Source organism: Pseudomonas sp. M2(2023) (genome assembly GCF_030263955.1).
GTDB lineage: Bacteria > Pseudomonadota > Gammaproteobacteria > Pseudomonadales > Pseudomonadaceae > Aquipseudomonas > Aquipseudomonas asiatica.
Genome location: NZ_CP127114.1, coordinates 196,023 through 215,365 on the forward strand (window position 1 = coordinate 196,023; position 19,343 = coordinate 215,365).

Sequence of the window (19,343 nt, forward strand, 5' to 3'; positions counted from 1 at the left end):
GCTGTTGTCCGTTATCGTCCCCTGGGGGCTGGCGGGCTTTTGTATAGTCCTCAGGCCAACCTATCCCTCGGGATAATTGTCTGAAGGCGTACCCTGGCCTAGGCTGCCCTGGGCTGGGAAACGCCCGTGCCCGCGCGAGGAAGCCATGATCCGAATAGGTAATGCCCAGGTGTCGCTGGAGCGGCGCGAAGCCTTTGTTGACGGTAAGCCTGTCCTGTTGGGGGGGCGGGCATTCGAAGTGCTGGCGACGCTGATCAAGGCCAAGGGGCGGGTGGTCGACAAGGACGAGCTGTTCAGCCAGGTGTGGGCCGGCACGGTAGTCGAGGACAACAACCTGCAGGTGCAGGTGTCCTTGCTGCGCAAGGCCTTCGGCGACCGGGGCCTGATCCAGACCGTGCCACGCCGGGGCTACCGCCTGGCCGCCGAGATCAGCCTCGAGTTGCCTGGCAAGGCGGCGGGCAAATCGCCGCTGTGCGCCGCGGCCGAACCTGTCGAGTTGTTCGATGAGCACTTGAACGTGCCGGTGCTGGTGGTGGATGACGACCCGTCGGTGCGCACGGCGTTGGGCCGCCTGCTGCGCTCGCAGGACATTCCGCATCATTTGTTCGCCAGTGCCGAGGCGTTGTTCGAGGCCCGCCTGGAAACCCCCTATGCCTGCCTGTTGCTGGACATGCACCTGCCCGATACCAGCGGCCTGGAAGTCCAAGATGCGCTGCGCCGACTTGCGCTGCCCTGGCCGATCGTGTTCATGACCGGCTTCGGCACCATCCCGATGACCGTCCAGGCCATGCGTGCCGGGGCCGTGGAGTTCCTGACCAAACCGTTCGACGAAGACCAGTTGCTGACACTGCTGCAGGCGGTGCGCACGCGTGCCGTGGCCGAAGGGCGCAAGTGGCACCATGCGCGGCAGGTCGAGGAAAAGTACCAGCGCCTGACCCAGCGCGAGCGCCAGGTGTTCTCGCTGGTGGTCGGTGGCCTGTCGCACAAGCAGATCGCCAGGCAGATCGGCACCAGCGAGGTGACGACCAAGGTGCACAAGAAGAACATCATGAACAAGATGCAGTCACGCTCGCTGCTTGAACTGGTGGCCATGCACAGCGTTATCGGGGCGCAGCCTGAGGGCCTGGGCGGCGCATGAGCAGCACGGTGTGCATCGTTGACGACGATGCTTCGGTGCGCAAAAGCCTGGCCAACCTGCTACGTTCGGCAGGTTTCGAGACCTTGTCTTTTGCTGCCGGGGACCTGTTCCTGGCCTCGGCACTGGCGCGGCAAGCGGGGTGTGTGCTGCTCGACCTGAGGATGCCCGGAATGAGCGGGCTGGCGGTGCAGCGCGAGCTGGCCAGGCTGGGGTGGCGGTTGCCGGTGATCTGCATGTCGGCGCACTGGGATGAAGGGGCGGTGCGGGCTGCGATGGCACTTGGGGCACTGGTCTGCCTGGGCAAGCCATTCTCTGAAGAGGTGCTGCTGAAGGTGGTTGAAGATGCTTTGCTGGGCAGCCAGTGAGGTATTCCTGCCCCGGCCCCTTCGCGGGCTTGCCCGCTCCTACAGGGACTGCGCATGGTTTGAGGCCGATGCGGTCGGGGTGGGAGCTGGCTTGCCTGCGATGGGCTGCAAAGCAGCCCCGGCAATCTAACTGCTCCCCGGCCGGTACTGCAGGGCCTCGGCCAGATGCGCCCGGCCAATTGCCTGGTTACCTTCCAGATCCGCCAGCGTCCGCGCCACCTTCAGTAACCGGTGAGCCGCACGTAACGACAGGGTCAGCCGCTCACAGGCCCCCTCCAACCAGGCCTGGTCCGCCGCCGCCAACCCACAATGGCAGCGCAACCCCTCAAGGTCGAGAAATGCATTCGCACACCCTTGCCGCCGCTGTTGCAGTTCACGTGCCTCGGCTACCTTGGCCGCCACATCGGCACTGGTCTCGCCGCAGGGCTGGTTGTTCAGCGTGGTGCTCTCCCGGGCCACGGTCAGGTGCAGGTCGATACGGTCCAGCAATGGCCCGGACAGCTTGTTGCGATACCGCGCGATCTGCTCGGTGCTACAGCGGCAGCGGCCAGTGGGGTCGCCCAGGTAGCCGCAGGGGCAGGGGTTCATTGCTGCCACCAGCTGGAAACGTGCGGGGAAGCGCACCTTGTCGCGGGCCCGGGCAATCACGATCTCGCCCGACTCCAGCGGTTCGCGCAACACTTCCAGCACGCGACGCTCGAACTCAGGTAGTTCATCCAGAAACAGCACGCCATGGTGGGCGAGGGTGATTTCGCCCGGTTGCGGCCGGCTGCTGCCGCCGACCAGTGCCGGGCCGGAGGCGGAGTGATGCGGATGGCGGAAGGGCCGCTGCGGCCAGCTGCTCAGTGGCGTATGGCCGCTGACCGACTGTATCGCCGCCACTTCCAGTGCTTCGTGCTCGTCCAGTGGTGGCAGCAGCCCCGGCAAGCGGCTGGCAAGCAAGGTCTTGCCGGTACCGGGAGGCCCGGTGAACAAAAGGTTGTGCGCCCCGGCCGCCGCTAGCAGCAGCGCACGCTTGGCCGCCAGTTGGCCCTGCACTTCGCTCAGGTCCGGGTACGGACGTTGCTGCAGGATCAGGCCGTTGGCGGCATACGGTGGCAATGGCACCTGGCCGTTCAGGTGGGCGACCAGTTCCAGCAGGTGCCCCACCGCATACACCACCAGCCCGCCTGCCAGGCTGGCTTCCTCGGCATTCTCCCGCGGCACCACCAGCGCCCGGCCTGCTTCGCGTGCCGCCAGTGCTGCGGGCAACACGCCCTGCACCGGGCGCAACTTGCCAGACAGCGCCAGTTCGCCCAGGCATTCGACCTCGGCAAGGGTGGCCGTTGGTACCTGGCCATCGGCGGCGAGGATACCCAGGGCAATTGCCAGGTCATAGCGCCCGCCATCCTTGGGCAGGTCGGCGGGGGCGAGGTTCTGGGTGATGCGCCGCTGCGGGTAGTTCAAACCGGAGTTGACGATGGCGCTGCGTACCCGGTCCTTGCTCTCTTTGACCGTGGTTTCCGGCAGACCGACCAGCGTGAGATGGGGCAAGCCGTTGGCCAGGTGGGTTTCGACGCTGACCGCCGGTGCCTGCACGCCCACCTGGGCGCGGCTGTGGACGAGGGCTAGGGACATGGACGCTCCGTTGTCGCTGAAGAGGGCCGCTTCCTGCGGCTTTGCAAGAATAGCGAGCACGGCCCGGGCCGGCGAAAGAAGTGTGCGTCCTGGTTTTTCAGGCAGGGGTTTCCCCTGCATTGTCACCCCGTCGGGTTCGTGCCTGCTGTGCGCCGGAAGGGCTCAGGCGCGTACATAAACCCAGGCGGTCAGGCCCGATGCGAGCGTTACGGCCACGCGCTTGTAGTCAGCGACTTCATAGCGATCCGCCGCTGCCAGCTCTTCTTCGCTGATCTGGAAGACCATGCCGGCCACGCTGTCGTCTGCCTGGCTGCTGGGAGCGACGATAGGGTGATGGGACTTGCCGCTGGCTGCCAGCACGGCCGGATCGGTGATCTCGACCCAGTCCTGGCGGTAGCCCAGCATGCGGTCGGCTTGGCCGCTCAGTTCGCGGCCGAAGTTGGCGAGCTGCACGGCCTTGTCCTGCAAGGTGCCGTAGGAAAACAACAGTACCGGGTATGCGCTGGAGGGTTGCATTTACTCATCCTGTGGGGTCGGGTTCAGCCGGGCTTCCAGCTCGGCCACTTGTTTTTCCAAAGCCTCCAGGCGTGCGCGGGTGCGCGCCAGTACGACCATCTGGCTGTCGAATTCTTCGCGGCTGACCAAGTCCAGCTTGCTGAAGGCACCTTGCATCAGCACCTTGAACTGACTTTCCAGTTCGGCGCGGGGCTGGGCGGTATCGCTGCTGAACAGGCGCGATGCCTGGTCGCTCAGGGCATCGAGAAGGGCTTTGGGCGCGAGCATGGGGCTGTCCACTGATACTGGGAAATGGCCGGCAGTGTAGCACGCATGCATGAGCATCCGGCCTCGTCGCTGGCTCCTACAGAAAGCAGCGCTCATCTGAAACTGCACATTTTTCGAGCGATGCGGCAGGTCGAAGTGCACCGAAATTGTGCATGTTTCCCATGCTGGCGACTGGCCAATCCCGACTGATTCACATAACTCCCTGTTTTCCCGAGCTTTGACGGAACTGGCAAGGTTTCTGCAAAGACCAGTGCGAGCCATGCACTGATGCAGTTCTTTGTGACCAGGCAGTGCGCACGCGGAGCCGGATGCCGACGACGCGTTACAAAGCCAACCGCTGCGCTTAGACTTGAGACGGGTTTGTTTTCCTGGGGCAAGTCCACCAAATCGGGAGAGAGTTTCATGAAGCTAGTCACAGCCATCATCAAGCCGTTCAAGCTGGACGACGTGCGCGAGTCGCTGTCGGAAATCGGCGTGCAGGGCATCACCGTCACCGAAGTCAAAGGTTTCGGTCGGCAGAAGGGCCACACCGAGCTGTATCGCGGTGCTGAATATGTGGTCGATTTCCTGCCCAAGGTGAAGATCGATGTCGCCATCGATGACAAGGACCTTGATCGGGTAATCGAAGCCATCACCAAGGCAGCCAACACCGGCAAGATCGGTGACGGCAAGATTTTCGTGGTGAATCTGGAGCAGGCAATCCGTATCCGTACCGGCGAAACCGATACCGACGCGATCTAAGCAGCAACAAAGCCTCACCAAACCCAACGCCCCAGGAGAAAACAACATGACTCTGCGTAAGATCGCAGGGCTAGGAGCCCTATTGTCCCTCGTAATGCCCGGGCTTGCCTTGGCAGAGGAAGCTGCCCCAGCGCTGAATTCCGGCGACACCGCCTGGATGCTGACCGCAACGGCGCTGGTGCTGTTCATGACCATTCCGGGCCTGGCCCTGTTCTATGGCGGCATGGTGCGTTCCAAGAACGTGCTGTCGGTAATGATGCAGTGCTTTGCAATTACTGGCCTTATGAGCATTCTCTGGGTCGTCTATGGCTACAGCATGGCCTTCGATACCACCGGTATGGAAAAGGGCGTGCTCAACTTCAATTCCTTCGTCGGTGGCTTCTCCAAGGCGTTCCTCAGCGGCGTCACGCCCTCAAACCTGACCTCGGCTGCCGCGCTGTTCCCTGAAGCGGTATTCATCACCTTCCAGATGACCTTCGCCATCATCACCCCGGCGCTGATCGTTGGTGCGTTCGCCGAGCGCATGAAGTTCTCCGCGATGCTGGTGTTCATGGGCATCTGGTTCACCCTGGTCTACGCGCCTATCGCGCACATGGTCTGGAGCGGTGACGGCGCACTGATGTGGGACTGGGGCGTGCTTGACTTCGCCGGCGGCACCGTGGTGCACATCAACGCCGGTATCGCTGGCCTGGTCTGCTGCCTGGTGCTGGGCAAGCGCAAGGGCTACCCGACCACCCCGATGGCTCCGCACAACCTGGGCTATACCCTGATGGGCGCGGCCATGCTGTGGGTCGGCTGGTTCGGCTTCAACGCAGGCTCTGCCGCGGCTGCCAACGGCACCGCCGGCATGGCCATGCTGGTGACCCAGATCGCCACCGCCGCCGCGGCCCTGGGCTGGATGTTCGCCGAGTGGATCGGTCACGGTAAACCGAGCGCCCTGGGCATTGCTTCGGGTGTGGTCGCCGGCCTGGTCGCCATCACCCCGGCTGCCGGTACCGTAGGCCCTATGGGTGCCCTGGTGATCGGCCTGGTCTCGGGTGTGGTCTGCTACTTCTGCGCCACCAGCCTCAAGCGCAAGCTGGGCTATGACGACTCGCTGGACGCCTTCGGCGTGCACGGCATCGGCGGTATCGTCGGCGCCATCCTCACCGGTGTGTTCGCAGCTCCGGCGCTGGGCGGCTTCGGTGCCGTCACCGACATCGGCATGCAGGTCTGGATCCAGGCCAAGGGCGTGATCTTCACCGTGGTCTACACCGCCATCGTCACCTACGTGATTCTCAAGGTGCTTGATGTGGTGATGGGCCTGCGGGCAAGCGAAGAAGAAGAGTCGGTCGGCCTCGACCTGGCTCAGCACAACGAGCGCGGCTACAACCTGTAACCGCGACGCGGTAAAAACTTGCCCGGCTTGCCGGGCATTTTTTTTGCCAGATTTTTAGCATTTCCCGCACGGCAAACGGTTTATCCGACACGTTCGCGACGTAGGCGGAAATCTTACAAAACGCAGAGCATTCATGGTGCTTTGCTTTTTCTGCTGGCGCGCTAGAATGCGCGCCGAAGGGTGTTTGACGAGGAGTCCACACGCTTCGCCAGCCTTTGCTAGGCTTGCCAATAGCGTGTGGCCAGCAGGGGCTAAAGGATTTGTCAGGTCCTGCCAGGAGCAGGGTCTGCTGGGTGCCGCCTCCCATCAGGAGCGCCGACCCTAGGGCAGTGGCCTAACCCACGGCCAGTTGAATTTTCACTGGTGGCTGCCGGTCTACGGCTGCACTGGTCTATAACTAACCTGCTTTTCGCAAGTCATGAGGTAGAACATGAGCGACGACGATCTGGAAAATGATGACCTCGAAGTAGGCGACGAAGACGAGGGCGATGAAGGCCTCGAAGCGGCAGCTGATGATGGTGCCGAAGACGCTGGCGATGACGACAGCAGCCCGGCACCCGCTGCCAAGGGCAAATCCAAGGCCGCGGTCTCGGTAGACGAGATGCCGAGCATGGAAGCCAAGCAGAAGGAGCGTGACGCCCTGGCCAAGGCCATGGAAGAGTTCCTCGCCCGCGGCGGAAAGGTTCAGGAAGTCGAGGCCAACGTGGTCGCCGATCCGCCCAAGAAGCCGGACAACAAGTACGGCAGCCGCCCTATCTGAGTGGCTGATCGAAAAAAAGCCCGCCGTCGCTGCGGGCTTTTTTGTGCCTGCGGGTTATGGGTTGCCTGTGCCGGCCTCTTCGCGGGTAAACCCGCTCCCACAAGGACGGCGCAGGACCTGAAAGCAGTGGTGAACCTGTGGGAGCGGGTTTACCCGCGAATGGGCCGGCCCCCTGTCAGCGCCAGCGCGCGAGGATGTCGGGTAACTGCGACAGGCGCTGGATCTCGGCGTCCGGCGCCTGTTCGCCTGCCCACGCCTTGCCCTGGGGGTTGAACCACACCGCCCGCAGCCCGGCGCGCTGGGCGCCGGCAATGTCATCGCCCGGGTGGTCACCGATGTGCACCGCTGCGCTGGCCTCCACGTCACCGCGGCGCAGGGCTTCGAGGAACGGCGCCGGGTCCGGCTTGCCGATGCCGAGGTCCTCGGCACACAGGGCAAAGCGGAAATAGTCCGCCAGCCCGAGACGGCTTACGTCGGCATTGCCGTTGGTGACCACACCCAAGGTGTAGTGATGGCGCAGGATCTCCAGCACCGGCTGCACCTCTGGGAAAATCTCCACCTGGTGGCGGGCATGCAGGAATACTTCGAAACCTTCGTTGGCCAGCTCCTGCGCATGTTTTTCGCTGTAGCCGACTTCTTCCAGGGCATGAAACAGCACCCGTCGACGCAGGGCGCTGATACGGTGCTTCAGGCCGGGTTCAGCTTGTACCAGGCGCTCGCGAATGGCGAACAGGTGCTCCACCGGTACGCCGCCAAGGATCGGGGCGTTGGCTTCGAGCCAGTCGCGCAGCACGACTTCCGCGCTGGCAATCACCGGCGCGGTATCCCACAGGGTGTCGTCGAGGTCGAAGGTGATCAGCTTGATGCTCATGAGTCTGTGCCTTTGCTGCGTTTGGCCCGAGGGTGGGCGCTGTCGTACACCGCGGCCAGGTGCTGGAAGTCCAGGTGGGTGTAGATCTGCGTGGTGCCGATGTCGGCGTGGCCGAGCATCTCCTGCACTGCGCGCAGGTCCTGGGACGATTCCAGCACGTGGCTGGCGAAGGAATGGCGAAGCATGTGTGGGTGCAGGTGCTGGCCCAGCTCGCGCTCACCGGCCGCCTTCACCCGTTGCTGAACGGCCCGTGGGCTGATGCGGTTGCCTTGGCGGGTGATGAAAACCGCGCGGTCGCGCGGGTTGCCGATGCCGCGCAGGCGGTACCAGGCCTGCAAGGCTTCGCGGGCCTTGCGGCCGACCGGCAGCACGCGGGCCTTGCCGCCCTTGCCCAGCACCTGCACCAGGCCGGCGGCGAGGTCCAGGTGATCGAGGTCAAGGTTGGTCAGCTCGGACAGGCGCAGGCCCGACGAATAGAACAGTTCGAGGATGGCCTGGTCGCGACGGGCGATGAAGTCATCGTCGACACCGCCATCAAGCAGTTGCAGGGCGCGGTCGGTGTCCAGCACCTTGGGCAGCCGGCGTTCGCCCTTGGGCGCGCTCAGGCCGCTGGCCGGGTCGTGCTGGCACAGGCCTTCGCGGTTGAGATAGCGGTACAGGCCACGCACCGCCGACAGCAGCCGGGCCAGGCTGCGCGAGGACTGGCCGTGGTGGTGCTGGCGGGCGATCAGCTGGCGCAGCTGCTGGATCTGCAGCGCCTGCCAATCGGCAATGCCGTGCTCCTTGCAGTAGGCGACCACCTTGTCCAGGTCGCGACGGTAGCCCAGCAGGGTGTGCTCGGACACCTGGCGCTCGTTGCGCAGGTGTGCGCAATAAGCCTCCAGCTGGCGTTCCATCAGCGTACCGGGCGCAGGGTCTGGGTAACGCGTGGCACAACGCGGCCAAGCACCTCGGCAATGTAGCCAAGGAACAAGGTGCCGACGCTGCTCTTGTAGTGTTGCGGGTCGCGGCTGCCGATCGCCAGCACCCCGTGCAGGCCCTGGTATTCCAGGGCAGCCACGGCGCTGGAGCCCACTTCCCGGCGCTGTTCTTCACCGAACAGGAAGGCCAGCTCGTGCTCGCGCAGGTTGCCGCTGACCGTCTTGCCGCCGCCCAGCAGGGCACCGATGGCCTGCTGCGCTTCGGCGTTGCTCACCCAGCGCCCGACCGGCGCGACGTTTTCGCCGAACAGGATCAGGCTGACGAAGGGCACCTGGAATTCCTGGCGCAGGCTGTCTTCGACTGCCATCACCACTTCCTCCAGGCTGCCGGCGTCGAGCAGGTCGAGGATCAGCCGGCGGGTCTTGTCGAAAAGCCGATCGTTGTCGCGGGCCACGTCCATCAGTTGCGACAGGCGGTGGCGCATCTCGATGTTGCGGTCGCGCAGCAACTTGAGCTGGCGCTCCACCAGCGACACGCTGTCGCCACGCTGGTGAGGGATGCGCTGTTCGATCAGCAACTCGTCGTGCTCGGCGAAGAAGGTGGGGTGGGCGCGCAGGTAGGCGACCACCGCTTCGGCATCGAGCTCGGCGGACTGCTGGGGTACAACCTGGGGCTGATCGGTCATGGCGGTTACTCGCTTAGAGACGAACCTGTCCTTCGTAGACGCGTACGGCTGGGCCAGTCATCAGCACGGGCTTGCCGGGGCCGGCCCATTCGATGTGCAGGCGGCCACCGGGCAGGTCGAGGGATACCGGGGAGTCCATCCAGCCCTGGCTGATCGCCGCCACGGCGGCGGCGCAGGCGCCGGTGCCGCAGGCCTGGGTTTCGCCCGCACCACGTTCCCACACCCGCAGGTTGGCGCGGTGGCGGTCGATGACCTGGAGGAAGCCGGCATTTACCCGCTGCGGGAAGCGTGGGTGGTTTTCGATCTTCGGGCCCAGCTCATGCACAGGGGCGGTACGCACGTCGTCGACACGCAGCACGGCATGCGGGTTACCCATGGACACGGCGGCAATCGAATGCACCTGGCCGTCGACTTCCAGTGGGTAGTTCAGCGCCTGCTCATCGGCGACGAAGGGGATTTCGGCAGGGATGAAGCGCGGTGGGCCCATGTCGACACTGATCTGGCCGTCGTTCTGCACGTCCAGTTCGATGATGCCGCTCTTGGTTTCCACTCGGATACGCTTTTTAGCGGTCAGGCGCTTGTCCAGCACGAAGCGGGCGAAGCAGCGCGCACCGTTGCCGCACTGCTCGACCTCGGAGCCGTCGGCATTGAAGATGCGGTAGCGGAAGTCCACTTCCGGGTTGTTCGGCGCCTCGACGATCAGCAACTGGTCGAAGCCGATGCCGGTGTGGCGGTCACCCCATTGCTTGGCGTGCTTGGGCTGGATGTGCGCGTGCTGGCTGACCAGGTCGAGGACCATGAAGTCGTTGCCCAGCCCATGCATCTTGGTAAAACGCAGCAGCATGGGCTTACTCCGGCAGCAGGCTTTCGCCAGCGTACAATTCGGCGATGGTCTCGCGGCGGCGTACTTCGAAGGCCTGGTCGCCGTCGACCAGGATTTCAGCGCAACGGCCACGGGTGTTGTAGTTGGAGCTCATGACAAAACCATAGGCGCCCGCGGACTGTACGGCCAGCAGGTCACCTTCGGCCAGGTTCAGCACGCGGTCCTTGCCGAGGAAGTCGCCAGTCTCGCAGATCGGGCCGACCAGGTCGTAGGCACGGCCTTCGCCTGCGCGTGGCTTGACCGCGCTGACACCCATCCAGGCCTGGTACAGGGCCGGGCGGATCAGGTCGTTCATCGCCGCATCGATGATGGCGAAGTCCTTGTGTTCGGTGTGCTTGAGGTATTCCACGCGGGTCAGCAGGACGCCGGCGTTGGCCACGATGTAGCGGCCCGGCTCGAACACCAGGGCCAGGTCGCGGTCGCCGACGCGCTCGCGGATCGCCTTGATGTAGTCGGCCACCAGCGGCGGCTCCTCATCGCGGTAACGCACGCCGACGCCGCCACCCAGGTCCAGGTGGCGCAGATGGATGCCGCACTCGGCCAGGCGGTCTACCAGCACCAGCAGGCGGTCAAGGGCATCGAGGAAAGGCTCGACGGTGGTCAGCTGCGAACCGATGTGGCAGTCGACGCCGACCACTTCCAGGTTCGGCAACTGCGCGGCCCGCACGTAGATGGCCTCGGCGTCGGCGATGGCGATGCCGAACTTGTTCTCTTTCAGGCCGGTGGAGATGTACGGGTGGGTGCCGGCGTCGACGTCCGGGTTGACCCGCAGCGAGACCGGGGCAACCTTGCCCATCTCGGCGGCCACCACTTGCAGGCGCTCCAGTTCGTCGGTGGATTCGACGTTGAAGCAGTGCACCCCGACTTCCAGGGCACGGCGCATGTCCTCGCGGGTCTTGCCGACACCGGAGAACACCACGCGGTCGGCACGGCCGCCAGCGGCCAGCACGCGCTCCAGCTCACCGCCGGAGACGATGTCGAAGCCTGCGCCCAGGCGCGCCAGCACGTTGAGCACGCCAAGGTTGGAGTTGGCCTTGACCGCGAAGCACACCAGGTGCTCGGTGCCTTGCAGTGCATCGGCGTAGCTACGGTACTGGGCCTCGATGTGGGCGCGCGAATACACGTAGGTCGGGGTGCCGTAGCGTTCGGCGATGGCCGACAGGCCCACGCCTTCCGCGAACAGCTCGCCGTCGCGGTAGTTGAAAGCGTTCATCTGGTTTCCTTACTGCGCTGGCGACTGCTCGGGCTCGGACTGCAGCTCGGGTTGCTGCTCCTGCGTCGGGGCCGGCTTGGCTTTTGGCTGGTGCTGGTGCGACTTGTGGCTGGCCTTGCCGTCCTTGCCGTCTTCAGGCAGGTACAGCGGGCCTTTCTGGCCGCAGGCCGAAACGAGGCAGGCAACAGCGACCAGCGCCGCGAGGGAGGAAATCAGGCGCTTCATGGGTGAAATCCTTAGAAATATGCAGTATTGCGCCCGAGTATACCGAGCGACCGACGGCTTGCCTATGCAAGGGCCGGCCCGCCGGGCGGGCTATTCTTACCGCCTGCAAGGGCCCTTTCGCGGCTGAAGCCGCTCCCACCTCGACCGCATTGGCCTCACGCCATGTGCAGTACTGTAGGAGCGGCTTTAGCCGCGAAGGGGCAAGTGAAGGTAGCGGCTAAACCTTTGCATTCGGCGGCAAGCGCCCGTATCTTGCCGGGCTTGCCTGTAACGCAGCCAATTTCGAGGTTCCTGCAATGAGTTTGAGTGAAGCGCGTTTCCATGATCTGGTCGACGCGACCCAACAGGCCCTGGAAGACCTGTTCGACGAGAGCGGCCTGGACCTGGACATGGAGAACTCCGCTGGTGTCCTGACCATCAAGTTCGACAATGGCAGCACGCTGATCTTCAGCCGCCAGGAGCCGCTGCGCCAGCTGTGGCTGGCCGACCGTTCCGGCGGTTTCCACTTCGACTACGACGAAGAAAGCGGCAAGTGGGTGTGCGAGAAGAGCGAGGAGCTGCTGGGCGAAATGCTCGAGCGCATCGTCTGGGAGCGGGCCGGTGAGAAGCTGGACTTCGACGAGATCTGACATGAGCAGTACCCAGGCCCGGCCGCCCAAACCGCTCTACAGCAACGTCAGCCCCGCCGTGCCGTCGCCGTGCATCAGCGTTTGCCGGCTGGACGAACAGCGGGTGTGCACAGGTTGCCACCGGCATGTCGAGCATATCCGTGAATGGCGTTCGGCCGATGACGAACGGCGCCGGCAGATTTGCCGCGAGGCCCAGGCCCTGCGCGACCAGGCTAAGGCACACTGATCGCAGGGGCTTGAGTATTTACCCGGCTGTGGTAACGTCGGGTTCTGCGTCGGTGACGCCAAAGCCTTCACAAACCCCGCCCTTGGGCGGGGTTTTGCTTTATCTGCACGATGAAAACCGCCTGTTCAAAGGAGTCTGACTGGATCATGAGCACCAAGCCTTCCCTCATCCTCACCCGATTGGACGTACAACGTCTGGAGCGTCTGATCGACAGCCTCGACGAGAGTACGCCGGGTGTGCTCGCCCTGCAGGGCGAGCTGGACCGCGCCGAGCAGGTGGTCGGTCACGAGGAAGTCCCGGCTGGTGTGGTGACCATGAACTCGCGCGTGCACTGCCGTGAGGAAGCCAGCGGCAAGGACTACCACCTGACCCTGGTGTACCCGAAGGATGCCGGGCCGGAAGGCAAGGTCTCGATCCTGGCGCCGATCGGTTGCGCCTTGCTGGGGTTGTCGGTGGGCGAACAGATCGACTGGCCGGCCCCGGGGGGCAAGACCCTCAAGCTGAAGCTGCTGGAAGTGGAATACCAGCCGGAAGCGGCGGGGGATTTCGACTTGTAAGGGCCAGGGGGGCCGCTGTGGGAGCGGGTTTACCCGCGAAGAAGGCGACGCGGTGTATGGCACCGGCTTCGCCGGTGTTCGCGGGTGAACCCGCTCCCACATGTGTCCCCCGGCAACTCAGGATCCTTCTGCCAAAACCTGCTCCAACCCCTCGTTCAAAGCCTGCTCCAGCTCCCGCTTGTAGCGCAGGTACAGCTGCGTCGACCCCAGCTGGTCATCCAGCAACTCGGACAAATCCAGGTCCGTGATGTAGCAGCGGTACTGCCCTGCACCACGTCGCTGCCCGATGATCTGCCGGGCCACCACCGCATACAACTGCTCACCATGCTCCAGTTCGGAAAACTCCTGCTGGTCGCAATACAGCGTCACGTGCGCCGCGCCTGCCACCCCGGCCTGGATGATCGCCTGCACCTCATAGTAAGGCTGGTCGCTACCCTCGACCGGCGCCTGGCGCGGCTCGATGCTGCGCGCCTTGCCTGGCCCGGAAGGCAACAGTTGCGCGTAGTGGATGTCCAGTGAAGCCGCGCGCTGGGTGTCCAGCGGTAGCCGGGCATCACGGCGCATCACCACCGAGCGCAGAAAACGCTGCAGCGGCAACAGCAAGTGAGCTTCGTCGTGCAGCGGCAGGCGTTGCTGCCACAGGGCATTGTATTCATCCAGCACATACAACTCGGCCCAGCCACCCTGCAGGCGGTAGAACACCTGGATGCAGGACGGCCGGCCTTGCTCCAGCACCAGGGGCAGGTCGTGGTCCTGCAGGGCGTTGGCGTCCAGGTACAGTGGGCTGTAGGCGCTGCGTTCTTCGCCCAGATGGTTCAGCAGTGCCTCATGCTCGGCCAAGGTGGTGAGGCCGACATGCCCGGCCATCAGCTCCAGCACATGGGTGTGCTGGGCCACCTGTAGCAGGTAGCGGTGGTTCAGGCCCTGGTCCAGCAGCAGTTGTACGGTGTCGAATATTTCCTCCACGCGTTGGCCGATGGCCTGGGCGCGGCTCTGGCAGAAGCAACGCACCCGCACCTTCGGCCGGTGTCCGCGCGGCACGGGGCTGTTGAAGAAGTCGCGGAGGCAGCGCACCAGTGCGTGCTCGCCGTCATAGCGCTGGACCAGTACTTCGTTCCAGCTGTTGAGGATGACCTGGTCCAGGGTCAGGACCAGGTTTTCGCGCACGCCTGCGTAGCTCAAAGAGTCGGTGCGCTCGGTGGTCATCAGGATGTTCAGGTCGCGGTGGTGGCGCAGCGGGTCGATGGCGACGTTGACCAGCAACAGCACCTCGTCGGCAACGCTCGGCTGCAACAAGCGCACCTCGCTGACGGTCGGCAAGGGCAGGGGAATGCTCTGCTGCAGGCAGCCGATCAGGTTGAATAGCTCGAATTCGCTGAGGTCGCTGACACCTGGGTGCAGCGCCAGGCGCGTGCTGCTGTCGATCACTCCATTGCGATAAGCCCAGGTCAGCAACTCGAGCACCTCGCGGCAGCGTTTGAGCGGGCTGAAGTGGTCCACCTCATGGGGGCTCAGGTTGCCGGTGTACAGCTCCCAGTGATGGCTGCCGGGCTCCTTGCGATTAGGCGCTTGTACCAGGGTCAGGGTGCCTTCGGCCAGGTCCGGGGCGATACCGGGGTTGATGACTTCGACCTTGCCGGCGCGGCGCTCGAAGGCGGCGTAAAGGCGCCGGCCCAGCACATTGAGATCGCGTTGGTCGGCGCGGCTGCTGGCGTTCTGGGTGCGAGCGAACTGGCTGAGAAATCGGTAGCTATGGTTCAGTTCGGCCACCAGTTCACGGCGCTCGATGGCAACCTGCTGCACCTTCCATTGATTGCGACTGTCCAGCAGGGCCAGCTGGCGCTCGTCCCAACCCCATTCGTCGGCCAGGCGCTGCAACAGCCGGCGTTGCCAGCCATTGGCCCGGGTCGGGTCGCTGAGCTTCTTGTTAACCTTCAGGTACAGGCTGCGCCGCACCAGCTCCAGGCGCGCGTGTTCGCCACGCTGCAGCAAGTAGCGCTCGATGCGCCGGTACACCATCACGTAGGGGTCCAGCTCGTCGAGGTCTAGCTGGTTGGCGAACACTGCCTGCTTGTAGTCCAGGCTCAGGCAGCGAACGGTGGGGTGCTCGCTGGCATAGGCCTCGGTCAGCAGCAGCTTGAGCAGCGACTTGTAGGGCGAGTCGATGCCTTTGAACAGCTGCCACAAGCCGGCGCCGACGAACTCGCCGGGCGGGATGTGCGCCAGGTTGCCGAGATCGAGGGCGTCCTGGCTGCGGATGAAACGCTTGGACAGCAGGGTCTGGGTATAGGTGTGGTAATCGTGTTCCTGGTAGACCGGCACCAGCCACCACAGTGGCGTGCGCCCGGCCAGCCAGATAGTGGTGCGGTAGAACTCGTCCAGCAGCAGATAGTGCTGGGTGGTGCCGCAATCGTCGGAGCCGAGCTGGCCTTCGCGCTGGCCTTGGGCGAAACCTTGCGTGTCGATCAGGAAAAAGTGCGCCTCGGCACCCAGGCTTTCCGCCCATGCCTCAAGCAGCTGGCATTTGCGGCGCAGTTCGTCCAGCAGCTCATCGGCCAGGCCCGGGGCGTGGCAAACCCACAGGTCCATGTCGCTTTGCTCGGCTTGGGCCAGTGAGCCCAGGCTGCCCATCAGGAACAGGCCGTGGATCGGCCGCGGCGGATTGCCATGACGGGCCTTGTAGGTGAACGAGCGGGCAAGACGCTGTGCCTCGACTACAAGATCGGCGCCTGGCTCGTAGCCCGATACGCCGGCAGGGGTGCTGCCGGAGACATAGCCCGGCAGCAACGGGTGGTTCACATGAAACAGCAGCGGCAGCAGTGTCAGCACCTGTTGCTGGCGCGTCGACAGGCCCTCCAGGGCCCGCTGCAGCCGGCCTTGGTTGAGCCGCAGGAAGCGCGCACGCAATGTCGCCAGGACCTTGCGGTCGATGCCTTCGTCCAGGTCGGGGCGGATTTCGTGGGGGTGGTTCATTGCGCACTCGGGCAGGCCAGCGGGGCTGTGGCGAGTGTAGCCTGAGTGGCGAGGTCGGATAAGCGGCAATTGAAATATTGGCGCCATTTTTCCAGCGCCCATGGGTGACTGCTGCAGCTTTCGTTGCGCTTGAGGCATGATGGGGGCCTCAAGCTGATTGCGAGGTTTTCCGATGCGTGTGTGGATCGATGCCGACGCCTGCCCCAAGGCAGCCAAGGATCTGATCGTCAAGTTCGCCCTCAAGCGCAAGTTCGAGGTAGTGATGGTGGCGGGCCAGGCTGTGGCCAAGCCGGCGTTCGCTATCGTGCGCCTGATCGTGGTACCCAGCGGCATGGACGCAGCCGACGATTACCTGGTGGAGCACGCCGTGCCTGGTGAGTTGGTGATCTGCAGTGACGTGCCGCTGGCCGACCGCCTGGTGAAAAAGGGCGTGGCGGCGCTGGACCCCGCGGGCGCGAGTTCGACGAACGCAACATGGGTGACCGGCTGGCGGCGCGCAACTTGTTTACCGAGTTGCGCGAGCAGGGCCAGGTGGGGGGAGGGCAGGCGCCTTATGGCGAGCGCGAGAAGCAGGCGTTTGCCAATGCGCTGGACCGGATCATCGCCCGGTTGTCCAAACCCTGAAGCGACCCGGCTGGCAGGATGGACACGACGTGTGGGAGCGGCCTTGTGTCGCGAAAGGGCCGCGAAGCGGCCCCAGGATTTTCAGCTTCGCCGCATAAATTGCCGGGGCCGCGCTGCGGCCCTTTCGCGACACAAGGCCGCTCCCACAGGGACCGCGTCAGATTCTGAATCTTGCACCAGTTACTCGTGCGTCAGCTCCAGCACCCGATCCACCAGCTTGTAGATCCCGCCAGCCGCTTCACTGATCGACTTGGCCTCCATGTACGCCGGGGTGGTCACCAGCTTGCGCTGGGTGTCCTCGACAATATCGTGCACATCGCATTCTTCATGAGTGCCACCCATCTTCTGCACGGCCGCCGCAGTGCCAGCGTCGGTACCGATGGTGCAGACCACGCCTGGCCCGTAGATCTTCGCCGCCAGCGCCGGCGAGATGCAGATCAGGCCAACCGGCTTGCAGGCACCGGCAAAGGCTTCGGCCAGGGCCAGCACATCTGGGTGGACGCTGCAGTTGGCGCCTTCCATGGCAAAGTTGGACAGGTTCTTCGCCGCCCCGAAACCGCCCGGCACGATCAGCGCATCGAAGTCTTCGGCCTTGGCCTCGCGGATGTCCTTGACCTCGCCGCGGGCAATGCGTGCCGACTCCACCAGCACATTGCGCGATTCGGGCATTTCCTCGCCGGTCAGGTGGTTGATCACATGCATCTGCGCAATGTTCGGCGCGAAGCACTGCACCTGCGCACCACGCTGGTCGAGGCGCAGCATGGTGATCACGCTTTCGTGGATTTCGGCGCCGTCATAAACGCCACAGCCGGAAAGAATCACCGCTACTTTTTTTGTCATGCTTTTTACTCCACTGTCGAGGCGCTAAATGTCCTCTAGTTTGGCAGATGTAGCCATAGGGATTCCTGCAAGCGCGGCCTAATCTTGGCGGATAACACCTGAGGTCGTACCCATGGACCTGATCCTGCTGGCCGTGCCGTTCTTCTTCGTGCTTATCGCCGTCGAACTGCTGGCCGACCGTGTGCGCGGCCAGCGCAACTTCACCCTGGCCGACTCGATCAACAGCCTCAGCACCGGTGCGCTGTCGACCAGTACCGGTTTGCTGACCAAAGGGGTGGGGCTGGTGACCTATGCCCTGGCGTTCGAGCACATGGCGTTGCTGCGCCTGCCGCCGCAGGCCTGGTGGGTGTGGCTGCTGGCCTTTGTCCTGTACGACTTCTGCTACTACTGGCTGCATCGTCTTGGCCACGAGCGCAACGTGCTGTGGGCTGCGCACTCGGTGCATCACCAGAGCGAGGAATACAACCTCACCACGGCGCTGCGCCAGACCAGCAGCGGGTTCATCTTCTCGTGGCTGTTCTACCTGCCGCTGGCGTTGCTCGGTGTGCCGCCGCTGGTGTTCATCACGGTGGCGTCGCTCAACCTGCTGTACCAGTTCTGGGTGCATACCCGGCACATTCCCAAGCTGGGCTGGCTTGAGTGGGTGTTGATCACGCCATCCAACCATCGCGTCCACCATGCGCAAAATCCTGCTTACTTGGATCGCAATTACGGCGGCGTGTTCATTCTCTGGGATCGTCTGTTCGGCACCTTCAAAGAGGAGGACCCAGCCGAGCCGGTGGTGTTCGGGGTGACCACGCCGCTGGCCAGCTGGAACCCGCTGTGGGCCAACCTGCAGTTCTATGCCCAGCTCTGGCACGACGCCCGGCGCGCCGACAGCCTGTGGGACAAGCTGCGCATCTGGTTCATGCCCACCGGCTGGCGCCCGGCCGATGTGGCCGCACGCTACCCGCAGGCCAAGCAGGAGCTGGCGTTATTTCGCAAGTTCGAGGTTGCCTTGGGCCGTGCGCAGCAGGCCTATGTGGCGGCGCAATTCGTGAGTTACGTGGCGCTAGGCAGCTATCTGATGGAGGTGGCCGAGCGCGTGCCAACCGCCGCCCTGGTACTTGGCTGGGCGCTGATGGCGTTTGGCTTGTTCGTACTTGGTGCGCTGCTGGAGAACCGACCATGGGCCATGCGCCTGGAGTTGGTACGGTTGCTGGCGAATGCGCCGGCGCTGTACCTGGCAGGCGCACTGGGCCTAGCGGTGGTCGTGCCGCCGACCTGGTTGTTCCTCGTGGCTTACAGCTTGCTCAGCCTCTGGGGCCTGGGCTTTGCCCGCCGCCTTGCGCTCCGCGCGCAACGTGCGGAAGCGCCGGCGCAGCCACAACAGGCCGCCCAGCGCCAACAGGCCACCGAGCACCCATAGCTCGTAGCGCTTCACGTTGCCCAGCAGGCCTTCAAGGATGGCGCCGAAGTGATACGCGGCCGCGCCCAGGGCCACTGCCCAGATGGCCGCGCCGATACCGTTCAGCAGCAGATAGCGGCGTGGCGGGTAGCCGGACAGGCCAATGGCCACCGGCATGACCGTGCGCAAGCCATAGACGAAGCGGAAACTCAGTACCCAGATGTCGGGGTGGCGACGGATGTGGTCCAGCGCCCGGTCACCCATCGCCTGCCAGCGTGGCTTGCGCGCCAGGATCCTGCGCCCGTGGCGGCGGCCCATGAAGTACCACAGCTGGTCGCCGGCATAGCTGCCGAAAAATGCCACCAGACACACCAGGTTGATGTCCATGTAACCGCGGAACGCAAGGAATCCTGCAAGCACCAGGATGGTCTCGCCTTCGAAGAAGGTGCCTAGAAAAAGGGCGAAGTAGCCGAAATCCTGCAGGAATTGTTGAAGCATTTTCTGAGGTGCTGGCGAAATGAACGCGA

20 protein-coding genes and 2 pseudogenes are annotated in these 19,343 nt (G+C 64.2%); 10 read left to right on the forward strand and 12 right to left on the reverse strand.

Annotated elements, in window-relative coordinates; all coding sequences use genetic code 11:
* The first annotated feature begins 145 nt into the window (after nucleotides 1–145).
* Nucleotides 146–1,138, forward strand: coding sequence for a response regulator (locus QN085_RS00895; RefSeq protein WP_023662912.1), 993 nt, complete (start codon nucleotides 146–148; stop codon nucleotides 1,136–1,138).
* On the forward strand, nucleotides 1,135–1,503 hold the full coding sequence (locus QN085_RS00900; RefSeq protein ID WP_023662911.1) for a response regulator transcription factor: 369 nt from the start codon (nucleotides 1,135–1,137) through the stop codon (nucleotides 1,501–1,503). The genes QN085_RS00895 and QN085_RS00900 overlap by 4 nt, the downstream gene beginning before the upstream one ends.
* Nucleotides 1,504–1,629: 126 nt before the next feature.
* Here the strand turns inward: QN085_RS00900 and QN085_RS00905 are convergent, their stop codons facing one another.
* The 3 genes from QN085_RS00905 to QN085_RS00915 all read right to left on the reverse strand — a co-directional run bounded on the left by QN085_RS00905 (nucleotide 1,630) and on the right by QN085_RS00915 (nucleotide 3,903).
* Nucleotides 1,630–3,120 carry a YifB family Mg chelatase-like AAA ATPase gene (locus QN085_RS00905; RefSeq protein WP_024087897.1) on the reverse strand — a complete coding sequence of 497 codons (1,491 nt, stop codon included), beginning with the start codon at nucleotides 3,118–3,120 and terminating at the stop codon, nucleotides 1,630–1,632.
* A gap of 162 nt (nucleotides 3,121–3,282) precedes the next feature.
* Nucleotides 3,283–3,636, reverse strand: a complete 354-nt coding sequence (locus QN085_RS00910; protein WP_023662910.1) for a gamma-glutamylcyclotransferase family protein — start codon at nucleotides 3,634–3,636, stop codon at nucleotides 3,283–3,285.
* Nucleotides 3,637–3,903 carry an accessory factor UbiK family protein gene (locus QN085_RS00915; protein WP_015272255.1) on the reverse strand — a complete coding sequence of 89 codons (267 nt, stop codon included), beginning with the start codon at nucleotides 3,901–3,903 and terminating at the stop codon, nucleotides 3,637–3,639.
* A gap of 402 nt (nucleotides 3,904–4,305) precedes the next feature.
* Between QN085_RS00915 and glnK the strand changes: the two genes are divergently transcribed.
* The 3 genes from glnK (at nucleotide 4,306) to sutA (ending at nucleotide 6,782) form a co-directional block, all read left to right on the forward strand.
* Nucleotides 4,306–4,644 carry a P-II family nitrogen regulator gene (glnK, locus tag QN085_RS00920; protein WP_002555808.1) on the forward strand — a complete coding sequence of 113 codons (339 nt, stop codon included), beginning with the start codon at nucleotides 4,306–4,308 and terminating at the stop codon, nucleotides 4,642–4,644.
* Nucleotides 4,645–4,690: 46 nt separating this feature from the next.
* Nucleotides 4,691–6,022: an ammonium transporter gene (locus tag QN085_RS00925; protein ID WP_015272254.1), complete on the forward strand. Its 1,332-nt coding sequence runs from the start codon at nucleotides 4,691–4,693 to the stop codon at nucleotides 6,020–6,022.
* A 430-nt stretch (nucleotides 6,023–6,452) separates the two neighbouring features.
* Nucleotides 6,453–6,782, forward strand: coding sequence for a dormancy-specific transcriptional regulator SutA (gene sutA, locus QN085_RS00930; RefSeq protein ID WP_013974748.1), 330 nt, complete (start codon nucleotides 6,453–6,455; stop codon nucleotides 6,780–6,782).
* A 175-nt stretch (nucleotides 6,783–6,957) separates the two neighbouring features.
* Here the strand turns inward: sutA and QN085_RS00935 are convergent, their stop codons facing one another.
* The 6 genes from QN085_RS00935 to lptM are packed head-to-tail and all read right to left on the reverse strand — an operon-like array spanning nucleotide 6,958 to nucleotide 11,580.
* Nucleotides 6,958–7,653: an HAD family hydrolase gene (locus tag QN085_RS00935; RefSeq protein WP_038410237.1), complete on the reverse strand. Its 696-nt coding sequence runs from the start codon at nucleotides 7,651–7,653 to the stop codon at nucleotides 6,958–6,960.
* Nucleotides 7,650–8,549, reverse strand: coding sequence for a tyrosine recombinase XerC (gene xerC, locus QN085_RS00940; protein WP_013974746.1), 900 nt, complete (start codon nucleotides 8,547–8,549; stop codon nucleotides 7,650–7,652). Before xerC ends, QN085_RS00935 begins: the two co-directional genes overlap by 4 nt.
* Nucleotides 8,549–9,259 carry a DUF484 family protein gene (locus tag QN085_RS00945; protein ID WP_015272252.1) on the reverse strand — a complete coding sequence of 237 codons (711 nt, stop codon included), beginning with the start codon at nucleotides 9,257–9,259 and terminating at the stop codon, nucleotides 8,549–8,551. The genes xerC and QN085_RS00945 overlap by 1 nt, the downstream gene beginning before the upstream one ends.
* Nucleotides 9,260–9,272: 13 nt before the next feature.
* Nucleotides 9,273–10,103 carry a diaminopimelate epimerase gene (gene dapF, locus QN085_RS00950; RefSeq protein ID WP_013974744.1) on the reverse strand — a complete coding sequence of 277 codons (831 nt, stop codon included), beginning with the start codon at nucleotides 10,101–10,103 and terminating at the stop codon, nucleotides 9,273–9,275.
* Between the two features lie 4 nt (nucleotides 10,104–10,107).
* Entirely contained in the window at nucleotides 10,108–11,355 is a 1,248-nt protein-coding gene (gene lysA, locus QN085_RS00955; RefSeq protein WP_015272250.1) for a diaminopimelate decarboxylase, read from the reverse strand.
* 9 nt (nucleotides 11,356–11,364) lie between these two features.
* A complete protein-coding gene (gene lptM / locus QN085_RS00960) occupies nucleotides 11,365–11,580 on the reverse strand; it encodes an LPS translocon maturation chaperone LptM (protein WP_023661829.1) in 216 nt (71 codons plus the stop codon).
* 296 nt (nucleotides 11,581–11,876) lie between these two features.
* Between lptM and cyaY the strand changes: the two genes are divergently transcribed.
* The 3 genes from cyaY (at nucleotide 11,877) to rnk (ending at nucleotide 12,992) form a co-directional block, all read left to right on the forward strand.
* Nucleotides 11,877–12,209 (forward strand): iron donor protein CyaY, encoded by a 333-nt coding sequence (gene cyaY / locus QN085_RS00965; RefSeq protein ID WP_004375540.1) that lies wholly within the window; start codon nucleotides 11,877–11,879, stop codon nucleotides 12,207–12,209.
* 1 nt (nucleotide 12,210) lies between these two features.
* Complete coding sequence (locus QN085_RS00970) at nucleotides 12,211–12,435, forward strand: DUF1289 domain-containing protein (RefSeq protein ID WP_013974742.1); 225 nt, start codon at nucleotides 12,211–12,213, stop codon at nucleotides 12,433–12,435.
* A gap of 146 nt (nucleotides 12,436–12,581) precedes the next feature.
* Nucleotides 12,582–12,992, forward strand: a complete 411-nt coding sequence (gene rnk, locus QN085_RS00975) for a nucleoside diphosphate kinase regulator (protein WP_023661830.1) — start codon at nucleotides 12,582–12,584, stop codon at nucleotides 12,990–12,992.
* A 117-nt stretch (nucleotides 12,993–13,109) separates the two neighbouring features.
* On the opposite strand, the gene QN085_RS00980 is transcribed toward rnk, so the two are convergent.
* Nucleotides 13,110–15,965, reverse strand: coding sequence for a class I adenylate cyclase (locus tag QN085_RS00980; RefSeq protein ID WP_023661831.1), 2,856 nt, complete (start codon nucleotides 15,963–15,965; stop codon nucleotides 13,110–13,112).
* 172 nt (nucleotides 15,966–16,137) lie between these two features.
* Between QN085_RS00980 and QN085_RS00985 the strand changes: the two are divergent.
* Nucleotides 16,138–16,589, forward strand: a pseudogene (locus QN085_RS00985) (YaiI/YqxD family protein).
* A gap of 180 nt (nucleotides 16,590–16,769) precedes the next feature.
* Here the strand turns inward: QN085_RS00985 and elbB are convergent.
* Complete coding sequence (elbB, locus tag QN085_RS00990) at nucleotides 16,770–17,429, reverse strand: isoprenoid biosynthesis glyoxalase ElbB (protein WP_023661266.1); 660 nt, start codon at nucleotides 17,427–17,429, stop codon at nucleotides 16,770–16,772.
* A gap of 310 nt (nucleotides 17,430–17,739) precedes the next feature.
* Here elbB and QN085_RS00995 point away from each other — a divergent pair.
* Nucleotides 17,740–18,120: pseudogene (locus QN085_RS00995) on the forward strand (sterol desaturase family protein); the annotation flags it as partial.
* 549 nt (nucleotides 18,121–18,669) lie between these two features.
* Here the strand turns inward: QN085_RS00995 and QN085_RS01000 are convergent.
* Nucleotides 18,670–19,314 carry a DedA family protein gene (locus QN085_RS01000; RefSeq protein ID WP_015272245.1) on the reverse strand — a complete coding sequence of 215 codons (645 nt, stop codon included), beginning with the start codon at nucleotides 19,312–19,314 and terminating at the stop codon, nucleotides 18,670–18,672.
* Nucleotides 19,315–19,343 lie beyond the last annotated feature (29 nt).

Excerpts from the sequence above, each read along its gene's own strand:
- QN085_RS00895 (WP_023662912.1), top strand. The coding sequence starts at position 146 with ATGATCCGAATAGGTAATGCCCAGGTGTCGCTGGAGCGGCGCGAAGCC.
- QN085_RS00900 (WP_023662911.1), top strand. The coding sequence starts at position 1,135 with ATGAGCAGCACGGTGTGCATCGTTGACGACGATGCTTCGGTGCGCAAA.
- QN085_RS00905 (WP_024087897.1), bottom strand. The coding sequence starts at position 3,120 with ATGTCCCTAGCCCTCGTCCACAGCCGCGCCCAGGTGGGCGTGCAGGCA.
- QN085_RS00910 (WP_023662910.1), bottom strand. The coding sequence starts at position 3,636 with ATGCAACCCTCCAGCGCATACCCGGTACTGTTGTTTTCCTACGGCACC.
- QN085_RS00915 (WP_015272255.1), bottom strand. The coding sequence starts at position 3,903 with ATGCTCGCGCCCAAAGCCCTTCTCGATGCCCTGAGCGACCAGGCATCG.
- glnK (WP_002555808.1), top strand. The coding sequence starts at position 4,306 with ATGAAGCTAGTCACAGCCATCATCAAGCCGTTCAAGCTGGACGACGTG.
- QN085_RS00925 (WP_015272254.1), top strand. The coding sequence starts at position 4,691 with ATGACTCTGCGTAAGATCGCAGGGCTAGGAGCCCTATTGTCCCTCGTA.
- sutA (WP_013974748.1), top strand. The coding sequence starts at position 6,453 with ATGAGCGACGACGATCTGGAAAATGATGACCTCGAAGTAGGCGACGAA.
- QN085_RS00935 (WP_038410237.1), bottom strand. The coding sequence starts at position 7,653 with ATGAGCATCAAGCTGATCACCTTCGACCTCGACGACACCCTGTGGGAT.
- xerC (WP_013974746.1), bottom strand. The coding sequence starts at position 8,549 with ATGGAACGCCAGCTGGAGGCTTATTGCGCACACCTGCGCAACGAGCGC.
- QN085_RS00945 (WP_015272252.1), bottom strand. The coding sequence starts at position 9,259 with ATGACCGATCAGCCCCAGGTTGTACCCCAGCAGTCCGCCGAGCTCGAT.
- dapF (WP_013974744.1), bottom strand. The coding sequence starts at position 10,103 with ATGCTGCTGCGTTTTACCAAGATGCATGGGCTGGGCAACGACTTCATG.
- lysA (WP_015272250.1), bottom strand. The coding sequence starts at position 11,355 with ATGAACGCTTTCAACTACCGCGACGGCGAGCTGTTCGCGGAAGGCGTG.
- lptM (WP_023661829.1), bottom strand. The coding sequence starts at position 11,580 with ATGAAGCGCCTGATTTCCTCCCTCGCGGCGCTGGTCGCTGTTGCCTGC.
- cyaY (WP_004375540.1), top strand. The coding sequence starts at position 11,877 with ATGAGTTTGAGTGAAGCGCGTTTCCATGATCTGGTCGACGCGACCCAA.
- QN085_RS00970 (WP_013974742.1), top strand. The coding sequence starts at position 12,211 with ATGAGCAGTACCCAGGCCCGGCCGCCCAAACCGCTCTACAGCAACGTC.
- rnk (WP_023661830.1), top strand. The coding sequence starts at position 12,582 with ATGAGCACCAAGCCTTCCCTCATCCTCACCCGATTGGACGTACAACGT.
- QN085_RS00980 (WP_023661831.1), bottom strand. The coding sequence starts at position 15,965 with ATGAACCACCCCCACGAAATCCGCCCCGACCTGGACGAAGGCATCGAC.
- elbB (WP_023661266.1), bottom strand. The coding sequence starts at position 17,429 with ATGACAAAAAAAGTAGCGGTGATTCTTTCCGGCTGTGGCGTTTATGAC.
- QN085_RS01000 (WP_015272245.1), bottom strand. The coding sequence starts at position 19,314 with ATGCTTCAACAATTCCTGCAGGATTTCGGCTACTTCGCCCTTTTTCTA.